11 protein-coding genes are annotated in these 14604 nt (G+C 66.4%); 3 read left to right on the top strand and 8 right to left on the bottom strand.

Annotation, left to right across the window (positions count from 1 at the left end; all coding sequences use genetic code 11):
* Positions 1-125 precede the first annotated feature (125 nt).
* Together XF30_RS01985 and XF30_RS01980 are read left to right on the top strand one after the other, a co-directional pair.
* Positions 126-1430, top strand: coding sequence for a Spy/CpxP family protein refolding chaperone (locus XF30_RS01985; protein WP_109141781.1), 1305 nt, complete (start codon positions 126-128; stop codon positions 1428-1430).
* Positions 1431-1504: 74 nt separating this feature from the next.
* Positions 1505-1741: an AbrB/MazE/SpoVT family DNA-binding domain-containing protein gene (locus XF30_RS01980; RefSeq protein WP_109145528.1), complete on the top strand. Its 237-nt coding sequence runs from the start codon at positions 1505-1507 to the stop codon at positions 1739-1741.
* Positions 1742-1883: 142 nt separating this feature from the next.
* On the opposite strand, the gene XF30_RS01975 is transcribed toward XF30_RS01980, so the two are convergent.
* From XF30_RS01975 to XF30_RS01965, 3 genes are all read right to left on the bottom strand, one after another.
* The gene (locus tag XF30_RS01975) at positions 1884-2750 is read right to left on the bottom strand and encodes a hypothetical protein (protein ID WP_036015956.1); all 867 of its coding nucleotides are present in this window, start codon (positions 2748-2750) and stop codon (positions 1884-1886) included.
* Positions 2751-2968: 218 nt separating this feature from the next.
* Positions 2969-5416 (bottom strand): adenylate/guanylate cyclase domain-containing protein, encoded by a 2448-nt coding sequence (locus tag XF30_RS01970; RefSeq protein WP_109141780.1) that lies wholly within the window; start codon positions 5414-5416, stop codon positions 2969-2971.
* A 191-nt stretch (positions 5417-5607) separates the two neighbouring features.
* Entirely contained in the window at positions 5608-7656 is a 2049-nt protein-coding gene (locus tag XF30_RS01965) for an AsmA family protein (RefSeq protein ID WP_109141779.1), read from the bottom strand.
* A gap of 250 nt (positions 7657-7906) precedes the next feature.
* Here XF30_RS01965 and XF30_RS01960 point away from each other — a divergent pair, with 250 nt between their 5' ends.
* Positions 7907-8581, top strand: coding sequence for a Crp/Fnr family transcriptional regulator (locus XF30_RS01960; protein ID WP_036044931.1), 675 nt, complete (start codon positions 7907-7909; stop codon positions 8579-8581).
* A gap of 11 nt (positions 8582-8592) precedes the next feature.
* Here the strand turns inward: XF30_RS01960 and XF30_RS01955 are convergent, their stop codons facing one another.
* From XF30_RS01955 to XF30_RS01935, 5 genes are all read right to left on the bottom strand, one after another.
* Positions 8593-8832 carry a DUF433 domain-containing protein gene (locus XF30_RS01955; RefSeq protein WP_109141778.1) on the bottom strand — a complete coding sequence of 80 codons (240 nt, stop codon included), beginning with the start codon at positions 8830-8832 and terminating at the stop codon, positions 8593-8595.
* Positions 8833-8892: 60 nt separating this feature from the next.
* On the bottom strand, positions 8893-12039 hold the full coding sequence (locus XF30_RS01950; RefSeq protein ID WP_109141777.1) for an efflux RND transporter permease subunit: 3147 nt from the start codon (positions 12037-12039) through the stop codon (positions 8893-8895).
* Positions 12039-12968: an RND family efflux transporter gene (locus tag XF30_RS01945; protein ID WP_036015974.1), complete on the bottom strand. Its 930-nt coding sequence runs from the start codon at positions 12966-12968 to the stop codon at positions 12039-12041. The genes XF30_RS01950 and XF30_RS01945 overlap by 1 nt, the downstream gene beginning before the upstream one ends.
* Before the next feature lie 158 nt (positions 12969-13126).
* A complete protein-coding gene (locus XF30_RS01940) occupies positions 13127-13798 on the bottom strand; it encodes an OmpA family protein (protein WP_109141776.1) in 672 nt (223 codons plus the stop codon).
* Between the two features lie 146 nt (positions 13799-13944).
* Positions 13945-14604 (bottom strand): tetratricopeptide repeat protein (locus XF30_RS01935; protein ID WP_146207782.1); only part of this gene is annotated, 660 nt, incomplete at its 5' end.

The following is a 14604-nucleotide window of genomic DNA, read 5'->3' as shown; positions in this document are numbered from 1 at the left end:
CTTCGTGATGCGACGCATTGCGCACTTGGCGCGGGTGGGAGGGCCAAGACGTGGCCGTACAAGTCGTGGCCAAACAAGACGTGGCCAAACAAGACCTGGCCAAATTGGTCGTCAGGTCAACGATCATGCCGGGACGCATGGGATTGGCGCTGGCTGGCGCGGTCCTGGTGGTTGCAGCAGTGCTGCTGCCTGACAGAGCCGAGGCGCAGTTCGGCTTGCGCGGCGGTCCGGTCGGGGTTGCGCGCTTCGCGGTCGGCCACGTGATCGGCCTGTCGCGCCTGCGCCATTCCCGCATGGCGGTGCGCGGCGGCCGCTACCGCTCCGCGGCGCTGAGGTCGCAGGACCCGCGCGGGGCCGACCGCAGCCAGCTGTCGAACCCTTACGTGATGCGTGCGGCCCTCACGGCGCAGGCTGCGCTGGCGGGCTGGCAAGGCGGCCGCCGCCCGCAGGGCTGGTGGCGTCATCCCGATGGCAGCTATGGCTGGGTCGGCCCGGTGTTCTGGCCGTTCGCCCATGACGATCTCACCAATGCGATCGTCTTCGGCGACACCACCAGCCTCTCGCTCTACGGCTACGGCGATATCTATGCCGCGCTGTTCACGCCCTATGCCGCCACCGAGCTTGCCGCCTACACCGTGCCGCAAGGCCGTCGCGCGCGAAAGGTCCCGACCGCGGAGACGCTGTGCGAGGCCAGCGACACCGGCGGCCTGCCGGTCGAGCGCATCGCGAGCGCCGTTGCACCGAACGAAGCTCAGCGCACCGCGCTCGACGAGCTCTCATCCGCCTGGAATGCCGCGCGCGACACCATCCGCACCGCCTGCCCGGCGCAAACGCCAGGGAATGCGGCGGAGCGCCTCGGCCTGATGCGCGAGCGTGTCGAGGCCATGATCAAGGCCATCGACACCATGGAAGCGCCGTTGTCGAAATTCGTCGGCCTGCTCAATGACGACCAGAAAGCCCGGCTCAACGCCTTAGCCAATGAGCGTCGCGCCGCGCTGGCGTCCTACCAGTCCAAAAACGCTGACAAGAACGCGGGCAAGGACGCATCCAAGGACGCACAGGCGGCCAAGGCCTGCCAGGCGGACTACGATCCTATTTCCGACGAGAACGCGCAGCGCCAATACGAGCAACTGCTCCAGCAGCAATGGCCCGCCGCCGACACCGCCACCACGCTCCAACTCGACGAGGTCGCCCGCGCCCGCTTCGAGGTGCTGCAGGACACCACGCTCCGCACCATGCAGACGCTCAGCGCCTGCCCGACCGAGCCGGCCGCAACCCCGCAGGCCCGCCTCGCCGCCGTGAAGACGCGGCTGCAGACCATGCTGCAAGCCGTCGGCGCCATCGCCGACGCGCTCGACGATTTCCAGGCCGATCTCAGCGACGAGCAAAAGGCCGGATTCGAGGCAATCGGGCCAAAGCGAGGGGCGTGAGGGGACGCCAGCTTGGAATGCCATCATATCTCCCTATGATATGCAGATAGGGATGCACATCACGGAGGGTGCTGGTGCTGGTTTCCAAATGGGGCAACAGCCTCGCAGTGCGCCTGCCCAGAGCGCTAGTTGATGAACTCGGCCTCAAGGAGGGCGACGAAATCGATATCGTGGCCACTCGCAAAGGCGCGATCGAAATCGAGACCAAGGCGGAGCAGCGTCGGCGTGCGATCGAGAACATGGAGGCGCGCAATTGGGCGGCCTTGCCCGCCGGCTACAAATTCGATCGGGACGAGGCGAACGAGCGGTGATCGCGTTCTTTGACAGCGGTGATTTGGGACCTTCAGCGCGGCCGCAGCATCGGCGGGCTCACCATCGTCAATCCGTTCCTCGGCATGGCTCCGTGAACGCTCGCCTCATCGCAAAGTCCGGATCCTTGCGCGGCTTCCAGGATCACCCGCACGCCCAGTCGAACTTCATGTCCTTGAAGTCGAGCTGCGCGTTGCCGCCGCCGAAATTGTAGCCGCCGAAATATTCCTCGAACTCGATATAGAACGGGCTCATCTCCGGCACGGCCTGGCAGGGCCGCATGGTGCCGCCGAGGTGGTTGTGGGCGTGATCCTTGGCCCAGTCGTGCAGGCGGAAATTGTCGCGGCCCGGCTTGCCGCCGACATAGTAGTAATATGGCTGATAGCCGGTCGGCGGATTTTCGCGCACGTGCTCATCCTGCGGGCCCTTGCCGGCGTTGGGATCATCAGCGCGCGGCGACAGCGCGATCGCGCGCGTCTCGCTGAGATCGGCACGCGGCGGGGCTGCAAACATCTTCTTGGCGTAGCTAGGTGCGGCCTCGAAGAAGGCGCTGGCACCGCCGACATCGAGCCAGCGCGGCCGCTCCACCGTTGCCAGCGCAAGCGGCGCCGGCGGCGCGGCGAACGCGCCGTCATATTCGGCCTTCGTCAAGAGCAGCGCGGCATAGGCGTAGTCGAGAATGTCGGTCATGCGCGACAGCCGCGGATGCGACGGCCGCGCCAGCACCGCCTCGCGAATCTCGGGATCGTCGGGCGCGCCGCCGTCATTGTGATCGGGCGCCGTGGCGAAGAACGACAACGCGACGATGTCCGCGCCATGCACCCGGTAATCCTCCGGCAGCTTTAGCGTGAAGCCGTGCATCAAGGGATAGCCGGTGACGGGATCGAGCGGCCATTGCTCGGATGCAATGCCCGGCGGCAGCCCAAACACCCAGCCCTGATCACGCGCGCGATCCGCGGGCCGGTCCAGCATCTGCAAATCATAGGCACGCGAAGGCAGGGCAAGCGTCACGGGGTGTCTCCCACGAAATCAGCCTCGCCGTTGAGGCGAGGGTTGGTCGCGGGGAGGAGGGATGTGGTTCGTGAGAGGGGGCTGGGATGCTGCCAATCTGTCGGTGTTTTGCCCGACGTGTCAAATTGCGCGGCACGCGGCCGAGGCCTGCCGTAAGTCATTGATCCCAAAGCCCCTGCCTACTGTGCATGGGGTTGTTTTCGCAGTTTTGTTTGCGGCTACCCCCTCCGCCGCACCGCCGTGGCATCCACCACGTTCTCGACCTCCTCGCGCCAAGACAAAATCTCCATCGCCAGCACGGGGTGATTGAAGCCCTTGAGCTGGAGATCGTCGAGGGCGCGGGCTTCGACGAAAGGCTCGACCATGCCGTAGACGCGGCGGCTGACCACGATCTGGTTGGGCTTGGCTTCGCTGCAGAGGCGGGAGGCGAGGTTGGTGACGCTGCCGATCGCGGCATATTCCAGCCGCTGCTCGAAGCCGACCTGGCCGAGCGTGGCATAGCCGAGCGCGACGCCGATGCCGAAGCCGAGACTATGACCGCGGTTGCGCCAGCGCTCGGTCAAGGGGCCGATCGTGTCGCGCATCTCCACCGCCATCTTCACCGCGCGCTTGGTGTGGTCCTCGAACTGGATCGGCGCGTTGAACAGGATCATCACGCCGTCGCCGGCATATTTGTCGAGCGTGCCCTCGTACTTGAAGATCAGCTGGCCGAGCGCGGCGTGATATTCGCGCAGCACGTTCATCGCCTCTTCCGGCTCGGTCGCTTCCGTGAACGCGGTGAAGCCGCGCAGGTCGCAGAACACCACCGTTACCTCGCGGCGTTGGCTGGTGAGCAACCCCTCGGGGCTGTCGGAGGAGGCGATCAGCTGCGCCACCTGCGGCGCCAGGAAACGCTCGAGCTTGCGGATGCGCTCGATCTCGCCGAGCTGGGTCCTGACGCGCTCCTCCAGCGACTTGTTCCAGTCCTTGAGCTGCTCGGTCTGCTCGCGGAGCTTGTCGGCTTGCGCGCGCACGGTCGTGTTCGCCGCCTCCAGCGCGTGGCTCTTGTGGTCGACCTCGGTAAACAGCTGCGCATTGCGCATCGCCAGCACGGCCTGGTTGGCGAAGGTGCGCATCAGGCCGATGATGCTGGGCGCGAACGCCCCGGTGGCGCGGCGCAGCACCACGAGCGAGCCGAGCGTGCCCTGCTGGTCGATCAGCGGCACCACCAGCACCGAGTTGAAGCCGGCCGCGAGCGCGGCCTCGCGCAGCGGCTGCTCGGCGGCATCGCCGAGCTCGGCCAGCGCGATCGGCTCGCCGCTGTCGGCGGCATCGCTCAGGATGTTGCCGCCTTGGGCGATGGTGACATGCGCGCCCTCGGCGGATTTGTCGATGCCGTTGGCCTCGACCAGGTTGAAGCGGCGTGTCTCGGCGTCGAAGCCGTAGATCAGCACCGCATCGGCACGGGTGATCTCGATGGCGCGGGCGGCGATGGTTGCAAGCACCGCGTTGAGATCGAGCGAGGAGGCCACCGCGCGGCCGACCTCCTCCAGCACCTTGAGCTCGTGGATCGACTGCGCGAGATCGCGGGTGCGCTCCTCGACCTTGCTCTCCAGGTTCGAATAGGTCTCCTGGATCTGGTCGGCCATGCGGTTGAACTGCCCGGCGAGGTCTTCCAGCTCGTCGGAGGTGTGCACGTCGATGCGGTGGCTGAAATCGCCTTCGCCGAGCTTATGCGCACCGTCGCGCAGCGCCGTGATCGGGATGATCATGCGGCGGGCGAGCAGCGTGCCGGCGAGGATCGCGACCATCAGGCCCATGCCGATCAGAAGCGCGATGCGCACCAGCTGGTCGCGGATCGGCATCAGGGCCTGCGTGGTCGGCTGCTCGAACAGCACGCTCCAGCCGAGCTTCGGCACGATGCTCGCGGCGCTCATCACCGCATGGCCGTTGAAGTCGGTGCCCGACGTCTCGGCTTCGTGGCCGGGCGCGATCGCGGCCGCCACCTGCGGCAGTTTGGAGAGGTCCTTGCCGATCTCGGGCCCTTTCGATGACGTCGCCAGCACCCGGCCGCGCGGATCGACGACATAGGCGAAGGCGGCCTTGCCTACTTGCGCGTCGGACAGGAAGTCGGAGAGGAAACCGAGGTCGATCTCGGCCACGGTGACGCCGGCATTGAAGCCGGAATGCGCCACCGAGATCGACATCAACGGCGTCCGGTCGGCGAACCAGGCCGGCGCGTAGGTGACGCCGCGGGCGACGGCGTCGGTGAAGCGCACGTCGCGGGAGAGGTCGGCATTGCCGCCGGTCGTGGTCGATTGCCTGGAGACGCGCAGCACCTCGCGGCCGTCGCCGTTGAGCTGGAACAGCTGGTTGACGACGGAAACCTGATGCAGCAGCGACGCATAGTCGGCGCGGCGCTTCTCCAGCGTGTCCTGGCTCGCGCGCGTCACCCAGCTGATCTGGCGGTCGAGCTCGGAAATCGCCTGCTCGATGCGCCGGGCGGCCGCCTGCGCCTTGTCCTCCAGGCCGTCGGTCAGCTGTGTCCGCGTCGCGCGGTAGGAGATCCAGGTCTCCATCGCCCCGTTGACGGCAAGGACGAACACGACGAGGCCGACGAGGGAGACGACGTATTTGGCGAACAGGCCCTCGCGCAGAGATCGTGTCTTGTCGTTCGCTCCTGCCATCCCGATCCTCTCGCGCCGCCACTGACGCTGCGCGCTATGGGCCGTACAGGCCCTTCCAAGCCGTTCTAGCACAATTTGGACCGAAGGGCCGTCGCGCGGCCGGGGACCGGCCGGTGTGGTTACCCCCTGTGGCCTCCTGGGCAGGTGGACGGGCGGGATGGTCGCAGCCCGATCTGTTCGAAGGAGGGAGCTTAGCGGTTGAAGAGCTGCCGCAGCACGTCGTTCATTGGCTGACTGTCCTGCTGCGCGGCCGGCGGATCCTCCAGGGCGGGGGCCGCAGGGGAGGCCTGCGGCGCCGGCGCCGAGGGCGTTGCCGGCAGGCTGCGGTTGCGCCCGGTGCCGGTGCCAGTGCCGCTCCCCGCGCCGCTGGAGAGACCCTGCTGGATCAGATTGCCGATCGCCTCCCCGAGCGGGCCGCCAAGCAGATTGTTCTGCCCCGGTTGCTGGCCTTGCGGATTGGCATTGCCGCCCGGCGCGACGGTGCCACCAAGGCCGAGGCTGCCCAGGATGTTGCCGAGCCCGGCGCCGTCGGGGCCGAACAGGCCCTTGCCCATCTCGCGCAGCTTGGCATAGGCGGCGTCGGGATTGTCCAGCATGCCGGCCATGTCGGGATAGATCCGCGGCTGCGACCAGGAGCCCTGGATCATCACGGGAATGCCGAAGCCGACCGGCTCGGAGGTGCGGCCCTGGCCTTCGGTCGTCATCACGAGCTTCGGCTCGACGCGAAAGCCCATCATCTTGGTGTCGAGCGCGATGGTGCCGGCGCCGGTGACGCGCACCAGCGGCCCGATCAGGTTGAGATCGGTCGTCACCGCCTGACCCTTGTCGATGCGGAAGGAGGCCGAGAGCTGCGACAGATCCGTGCTCTGCTCCTGGCTCGGGTCCTGGTTTCCGTTCTGGTTTCCTTGCCAGCCGGAGAGCGTGCTCGTCGTCAGCGAGCGGATCATCTGCGCGACATTGATGCCGCGGATGGCGCCGTCCTGGAAATTGACGAAGGCCGTCCCTTGCATGTTCGCCATCAGCGCGCGCTGGCTGTTGCCGGCGCTGCGCAGGGCGAGCTTGGCCTGCAGCTTGCCGTCGATGCGATCGAACTCGGCAAGGCTCTGGAGCAGCGGCAGCGCGCGCACGCCGACGAGGTCGGAATGCATCGCAAAGCTCGGCGCGCCGGTCGTCGCGTCCAGGATCACCTCGCCCGAGACCTGGCCGCCATAGGCGCCGAGATTGGCCGTGCCGGCCTTCAGCACGCCGCCGGCGAGCTTGGCGTCGAGCGCCAGCGGCGCAATGCGCGCATCGCCGATCACGGCCTCGTTGGCGGAGATCCGCACTTGCGCATCGACATAGTTGAGCCCGGCCACGTCGATCGGCGCGTTGCTCCAGGGCTGCCCGGACACGCTTTCCGGCGATTTCGCCAGCGGCATGGCGAGCCGCTGGAAGTCGAGATCGACCTTGACCAGCGGCTTGCTCGCGATGTCGACGGAAGCCCAGCCGTTGAAGGCGCCATCGCCGAGCCTGCCGTTCACGCCGTTGATCATCACGACATTGCCGCTCAGCCGCATCTCGGCCTGGCCGGTGAGCTGGGACTTCAGCACGCTGGGCATGTCGACGGCGAAATCCACATGAAACGCCGGCCGTTCGGTCGGCGAGGCCGCCTTGATGTCGAACTTGGTCGGGTGATCGCCGACACGCGCGGTGCCGGTGATATTGACCTTGCGGTCGCGGTCCAGGGTCGCGTCGGCGTTGATGGCGCTGATGCGGCCCTCGACACGGTCGCGCAGGCGCGAGAATGCCACTTCGCCGTCGGTGACCTTGATGCGGTCGATGGTGGCGCCTTTGGTGTCGAGCGCGAGCGGCTTCGCAGGCGCGGCTGCATTCGGCAGGCGTTCGCGGAGCAGCGGCTGGTAGAGCACGGGATGGGTGACGACGAGCTCGCTGATCTCGGGCCTGCCGGACCACACGCTCACGAGCGACATGTCGGCCTGCACGCGATCGATCGTCAGGCGGGTGATGCCGCTGCGGTCCTTGGGGTCGGCCAGCGTGAGGTCGTTCAGCGTGACGTTCAGCGTCGGCCATAGGCTGATCTTGGTGGTGCCGTCGATCGACAGCCGATAGCCGGTCGCACTCTCGAGGCGCGAGGCGATCGTCGAGGTCAGGAAGCCCGAGGGGATCCCGACCACGAGCAGAAGTGCGATCACGACGATGACGGCGGCCAAAGCCCCGCCGACGAATTTCAATGCTCTCATGTCGACTTTCCAGCAACGGACAATCCGCGCCGAACCCGGCCGATCACCCGTCCTTTGCGCCCGGAGTTTATCCCCGGACGGGAAGCGGCTCCAAGCGCGTAAAAATAGTCAGGGGGTGCTGCAAAGTTATGTGACTTATGACACACTTCTCCGGCGCTGTTTTACGCGATCCTGAGGTTGATGGTTTCAAGCGATTTGCCAAGACGATTTGCCAAGAGACGATGACCAGGACGTTCACAAGGACATTGACATGAGCAAGCAGGCCGAATTTGCGGTCATCCTGAAGATGAACCCGATGTTCGCCGATCTTGGCGCAGACGAGCTCCAGCGGCTGTCTAATCTCTGCCACACCCAGCATTTGGCCAGCGGCGAGGTGCTGTTCCAGAAGGGCGATCCCGGCAATGCGCTGTTCGGCGTGCGCCGCGGCCAGGTCCGCATCGAGACCGGCGCCGCCGACGGCAGCCGGCTGACGCTGAACTTCATGGGGCCGGGCGACCTGTTCGGCGAGGTCGCGGTGCTGGACGGCCAGAACCGGACGGCGGACGCGACCGCGGGCGAGGCCAGCGAATTGTTCGTGCTGCGGCGCGAAGACTTCCTCGGCTTCCTCGAGCGCGAGCCCAAGGTCGCGATCAAGATCATCGCGCTGCTGTGCCAGCGCATCCGCTGGCAGAGCGAGCGCATGGAAGAATCCATGCTGCAGCCGCTGCCGGTGCGGCTGGCGCGGCGGCTCTGCGCGCTCGCCGCCGATTTCGGTTCCGAGGTCCACATCTCGCAGGAGCAACTCGGCGTCTTCGTCGGCGCCGCCCGCGAAAGCGTCAACCGCCAGCTCCAGGCCTGGCGCAAGGAAGCGATCCTCGATCTCCAGCGCGGCCGCATCCTGCTGCGGAACATGACCAAGCTGACCGCGATCGCGCGAAACGAGTAGGGCGAGCAGTTTCACTCTTGCTCGGCGGGTGGAGACAGATCGACGGCTAGATCCTCGGCGAGGAACGCCGCGTATCGCAATGCCTCATCGATGTCTTCGCGCTCGAAATACCGATATTCATTGAGGATCGATTCGCGCGTCTCGCTGGCCGCCAGCAGGCCGAGCAGCCGCGCAACCGGAAAACGCAGCCCGCGAATGCAAGCTTTGCCAGTGCAGACGGCAGGGTCCATCGTGATGCGCGCGAAGGCCATGCCATAGGCTAGCGGACGCAAACGACTTGCGCCACCTGGGCTTCCAAGCTGGCGTGGACCCTACTCCGCCGCGGGCCGTGCGACGCTCGTCACCGCCGGCCTGGCTTCCGCCTCCGCAGCCCCATGATGGTCCGTCTCCGCATCCTCGCTGTGCACGATCAGCCGCTTGGCGAAGCGCCAGATCAGGGCGCCGAAATCGTCCATCACCATGAACATCGCGGGCACGAACACCAGCGACAGGAGGGTCGAGAAGATCAGGCCGCCGATCACCGCGAGCGCCATCGGCGAGCGGAATTCGCCGCCGGCGCCGACGGCCAGGGCGCTCGGCATCATGCCCGCGGCCATCGCGATCGTGGTCATCACGATCGGACGGGCGCGCTTCATGCCGGCGTCGATCATGGCCTCCTCGCGCGGCGTGCCGGCCTTGATGGACTCGATGGCGAATTCCACCAGCATGATCGCGTTCTTGGTGACGATGCCCATCAGCATCAGGATGCCGATCCACACCGGCGTGGTGAGCTGCTTGCCGGTGACGAGCAGGGCCGCGATCGCGCCGCCGATCGAGAGCGGCAGCGAGAACAGGATGGTGATCGGCTGCAGGAAGGTGCCGAACAGCAGCACCAGCACCGCATAGACCATCATCAGCCCCGCCGTGATGGCGGTCGCAAAACCCTCGGACAATTCGTTCAGGCTTTCGGCGTCACCCGAGGGCGAGACCTTCACGCCCTTCGGCAGGGTCTTCATGACCGGCAGGTCGTAGATCTTCTTGGTGGCATCGCCGAGCGCGGCGGAGCCGACGAGGTCGGCGGCAACGGTCGCCTGCCGTTCGCGATCGTAGCGGCCGATGCTGGTCGGACCCTGGTCGAGCTTGACGTCGGCGATGACCGAAAGCGGCACGCCGCCCTTCTCGCCGCGCTCGCCGAGCGGCACGCGGAGCTGCTCCAGCGTCTTCAGATCGCCGCGGGCGGCGTCCTCGAGCTGCACGCGGATCGGCACCAGGCGGTCGCCGACGTCGAACTTGGCGAGTGCCGGTCCGACGTCGCCGATGGTGGCGACACGGATGGTCTGCGACAGGCTTTCGGTGGAGACGCCGAGCCGTGCGGCGAGATCGGCGCGCGGCTCGATGCGCAGTTCGGGGCGCTCCAGCGAAGTTTCGGAGATGACGTTGGCGATGGTGGGAATGCGCTTCATCTGCGTCGCAAGCTCGCTCGCGACGTTGTTGACGATGTTGGGGTCGACGCCTGTCACCACCAGCGAGATCGCGCGCAGGCCGTTCTCGTCCAGGAACCAGAAGCGGATATCGGGAACGTTCTCCAGCTCCTGGCTGATGGAGAATTCGAGCTCGCGCTGGGTGATGTCGCGGCTGTCCTTGGGTGTGTAATTGATGATCAGGGCGGCGCGGCGCACCTCCTGGGTGCCCGGCGGGACGCGGCCGCCGTCGACGAAGATGCTCTTGACCTCGGGCCGCTTGCGCAGGCGCGCGACGATGTCCTCGGTGACCTTCTCGGTGTAGGCGAGCTGGGTGCCCGGCGGCAGCTCGAGCGCAAGCAGCGAGCGCGCGCTGTCCTGGGCCGGCAGGAAGCCCTGCGGCAGCAGCGTGATGCTCCAGATCGAGGCGGCGAAGACGCCGAGGCCGATCAGCACCGTGACGAAATAGTGCTTCACCGACCAGGCCACGATGCGGTGATAGGAGCGCAGGATGAGGCCGGGCGGCGGCTCCTCGTGCGTGCTGTGCTTGAGGAAATAGGCGGCCAGCACCGGCGTGACGAAGCGCGCGGCGAGCAGCGAGAAGAACACCTGCACCGAGACTGTGATGCCGAACTGCTTGAAGAACTGTCCGGCAATGCCCGACATGAAGCTCGCAGGCGCGAAGATGGCGATGATGGTCAGCGAGATCGCGATGACGGCGAGGCCGATCTCGTCGGCGGCCTCGAGCGCGGCCCGGTAGGGCGACTTGCCCATGTTCATGTGCCGGACGATGTTCTCGATCTCGACGATGGCATCGTCGACAAGAATGCCGGTCGAGAGCGTGATGGCGAGGAAGCTGACGAGGTTCAGCGAGAAGCCGAGCAGGTCCATCGCCCAGAACGCCGGGAAGATCGACAGCGGCAGCGAGATCGCGGCGATGATGGTGGCGCGCAGGTCGCGCAGGAACAAGAGCACGATGATCACGGCGAGGATCGCGCCTTCGAACAGGGTCGAGATCGCCGCGTGGTAATTGCCGTTGGTGTATTCGACCGAGGTGTCGATCACCTTCAGGTCGACGTCGGGATAGGCGGCTTTCAGCGCGTCGATGCGCTTCTGCACGGCCTCGGCGACCTTCACGTCGCTGGCGCCCTTGGAGCGCTTGATGCCGAGCGCGACCACCGGCTCGCCGTTGAAGCGGGCGAAGGTTCGGCGGTCGGCGATGGTGTCGGTGACGGTGCCGAGATCGTCGAGCCGGACCTCGCCGCCGCCGAACAGCGGGATCATGGTGCCGGCGAGATCGCCAAGCGTCTTGGCGCCGGCGAGCGTGCGGATCGCCTGATCGTTCTTGCCGATCTCGGCGCGGCCGCCGGCGACGTCGACATTGGTGCCGCGCAGGCTCTGGCTGACATTGACCGCGGTCAGGCCCATCGCCTGCAGGCGATCGGGATCCAGCGAGACCAGGATCTCGCGCTCGACGCCGCCGATGCGCTCGACCTGGGCGACGCCGCGCACGCCCTGCAGCGCGCGCTTAACCACGTCGTCGACGAAATAGGAGAGCTGCTCCGGCGTCTTGCCGGGCGAGATCGCGGCATAAGTCACGATCGGCAGGCCGATGACGTCGACGCGCTGGATCAGCGGCTCGGTGACGTTCTGCGGCAGGTTGGAGCGCACGCGCGTCACCGCGTCCTTGACGTCGTTGAGCGCGCGATCGGTGTTGGTCTCGAGCGCGAACTGGATCGTGGTGACCGACAGGCCATCGGTGATCGACGAGGTGATGTGCCTGACGCCCTCGACGCCGGAGACCGCGTCTTCAACCGTCTTGGTGACCTGGGATTCCAGTTCGGCCGGTGCGGCGCCGAACTGCGACACCGCCACCGAGATCACGGGGATGTCGGCCGAGGGCAGCCGTGTGATCGCAAGCTTGGTGAAGGACACCCAACCCAGCACCAGCAGGATGATGGAGAAGACGACCGACGGCAGCGGATTACGGATCGACCATGCCGAGATATTGAGAGCCATCAGCGTACCCGCGTGCGATCGAGTTCATCGGCGAACATGGTCTTGATCTGGTCGCCGTCATGGAGCGAAGAGCCGGCGTCGGCCACGACGATTTCGCCGACCTGCAGCCCTTCCAGGATTTCCGTCGCGCTGTCGGACGACAATCCGACCCGCACCTTGCGTGTCTCGACGACATTGCCCTTGACGACCTGCACCGTGAGGTGATCGATCGCGGTCTTCGGGATCGAGACGCCGCAGCTTCGCTTGGCGTCGATCGAGGCGCGAGCGAACACGCCGACCTTGAGCGAGGGGTTGTTGGCGACGCTGATGCGGACCCGCCCGAGTTGCGTGGCGCGGTCGATCTCGGGTGCAACCAGCCGGACCCGCCCGATCAGGTCGGGCGCATCGTCGCGGCTGATCCGCACGGTGGCGCCGGAGGTGAGCTTGGACATGTGCACCGCCGGAACCTGGGCGTCGAGCTCGATCTCGTTGTTGACGGCGATGCGGAACATCGGACCGGCCTGCGGCGAGGCCGGCGCGCCGACGATGGTGCGGACTTCGGTGACAAGGCCCGGCGCGGGGGCTTTCAGCGAGATCGGGCCTTGCGGGCCGGGCCGCTGCGGCTGGCCCGGAATCTGCGGCGGCGCGGTCAGGCGCGCTAGCTCCTGATTGTCGGCGACGATCGTGCCCTCGGTGACCAGGAGGTCGGTGACCCTGGAGCCTTCCTGATCGGCAACGACCACCGCCTCGCGGCGCGGTACGAAGAAGCCGGTCACCCGCACCAGATCGGAGAAGCAGGCATTGGTTGACTTCGTCACGATGACGAGCGCCTCGCTTTGCGTCTCCTTCGGCTCGGGACGCTTGCGATGCTCGAACAGATAATAGCCGATGCCGAGCGCGGCGACGAACAGCACGGTTCCGGCCGGCTTGAGGTATTCAGTCAAATTCATCGCCGGATCATCCTGACCTGGCTCACGGCCATCCGCGCGAGGCCCAAACGGAGCGCTTTTCTGACATGAAGCGGCGTCCCGCAAGGCTGCGGGACGCGCTTTGGAAACGAGACCTTACACGACATCACGACTTGTCACTGGCAATGGATTCGTCGTGCTCACTTCGATGCGGTGGTCTTGTTTTCCATGTTGACGACCTGCACGCGCCGGTTGGCCTCCGCCAGCGGCTGGTTCGGGTCCTTGAGCTTGCTCTTGCCGTAGCCGACGGTGACGAGATCGGTCGCGGAGATGCTGTACTTCTCGACCAGGTAGCGCTTGATCGAATCGGCGCGACGCTCCGAGAGGTCCTGGTTGTAGGCTTCGCCGCCGGCGGCGTCGGTATGACCGGCGACCACGAAGGTCGAGCCCTTCAGATCCGGGCTGGTCAAGGCGCGGCCGAGCGCCTGCACCGAGGGCAGCGACTTGGCGCTGATATTGGCGGAGTTGTAGTCGAACGTGATCTCGAGATCGATGTTCGGCTTGTCCTTGGCGGCCAAGGCGATTTCCTCGCGCTCGGTCGACGACAGCGAACGCGTCGAGCGGCCGCGCACCGACTGGATCAGCTTGGAGTCGGTCGCGCTCGGTGCAGGGGCGGTCTGCGGACCGATCGAGAGGCCGCGCGTCAAGGGCTTCTTCGGCGCCGGCGCCAGCGCGCGGACGATCTCGTCCTCGGTGATATTCTTGCTGTTGCCGTCATCGCCCGCATATGCGGCCGAGGTCGGCAGCGACAGCGCGGCGCCGACGGAGATGATGGACAGAATCGCGGTAAGCCAATTTGCAGCCGATCTCATTCCCAGTCCCTCCTGCGCAGCCAGCTTACGTGCTCTCAAAATTCAAGCAACACGCCCCCGAAAAAGCCTGTTGCGGCATCCGCCCATTGGTCTTCCCAGGGCTGTTCAAGGTTCGAGCCTTGGACGGGGCCCGACTCAAAAAAATACTAGCGCACTCCGTAGCTTGCGAATTCCTGAACGATGTTCGGATCCATCGCCTTGGCATTGGCGATGTCCAGCGCCCCCTCCTGGGCCGAGCCGTTGCGTTGCTTGGCAAGGCCGCGTCCGTAGAGCGAGGACGTCAGGCGCGGGTTGATCTTCAGGGCCGCGTCGAAATCGGCGATCGCATTCTTCACCGCGCCCGACTTGAGATTGACAAGCCCGCGGCTGTCCAGTGCATCGACGAAGTTCGGCCGCAGCCGCAGCGCCTCGTTGCAATCCTTCAGCGCGGCCTGGAGGTCGCCGACCACGGTGCGGGTCCAGCAGCGGTTGTTGAGGGCCTCGACGTCCTTCGAATTGATCCGGAGGGTGTCGTCGAAATCCTTGATGGCGAGGCTGTAGGCGCCCTTGCTGGCATAAACCTGGCCGCGGCGGTACAGCGCGTTCACGTCGTCAGGGTTGGCGGCAATCTTGGCAGTCAGGCTCTTGATCGTGGGATCGTCAGCCAGGGCGGCAGCGCTCGGCCCACCGTCCGTGCTCGGCGCAGGAACGGGATCAACCGGCTTCACCGGCGGTGGCGGCGGGGGCAGGGCGGCCTCGATCTGCGGCCTCGGGGTGGGAGCAGGCGCGGGCGCCGGTGCCGGCGCCGCGACTGGAGCCGCAGGTGG

This window comes from Bradyrhizobium sp. SUTN9-2, assembly GCF_003122645.1.
GTDB lineage: Bacteria > Pseudomonadota > Alphaproteobacteria > Rhizobiales > Xanthobacteraceae > Bradyrhizobium > Bradyrhizobium yuanmingense.
Note: the sequence above shows the minus strand (reverse complement) of the source record. Positions and strands in the feature narration are given on the sequence as shown.

Bases quoted from the DNA above. Each gene is read 5' to 3' on its own strand.
- XF30_RS01985 (WP_109141781.1), top strand. From the start codon at position 126: ATGCCGGGACGCATGGGATTGGCGCTGGCTGGCGCGGTCCTGGTGGTT.
- XF30_RS01970 (WP_109141780.1), bottom strand. From the start codon at position 5,416: ATGGCAGGAGCGAACGACAAGACACGATCTCTGCGCGAGGGCCTGTTC.
- XF30_RS01965 (WP_109141779.1), bottom strand. From the start codon at position 7,656: ATGAGAGCATTGAAATTCGTCGGCGGGGCTTTGGCCGCCGTCATCGTC.
- XF30_RS01960 (WP_036044931.1), top strand. From the start codon at position 7,907: ATGAGCAAGCAGGCCGAATTTGCGGTCATCCTGAAGATGAACCCGATG.
- XF30_RS01955 (WP_109141778.1), bottom strand. From the start codon at position 8,832: ATGGCCTTCGCGCGCATCACGATGGACCCTGCCGTCTGCACTGGCAAA.
- XF30_RS01950 (WP_109141777.1), bottom strand. From the start codon at position 12,039: ATGGCTCTCAATATCTCGGCATGGTCGATCCGTAATCCGCTGCCGTCG.
- XF30_RS01945 (WP_036015974.1), bottom strand. From the start codon at position 12,968: ATGAATTTGACTGAATACCTCAAGCCGGCCGGAACCGTGCTGTTCGTC.
- XF30_RS01940 (WP_109141776.1), bottom strand. From the start codon at position 13,798: ATGAGATCGGCTGCAAATTGGCTTACCGCGATTCTGTCCATCATCTCC.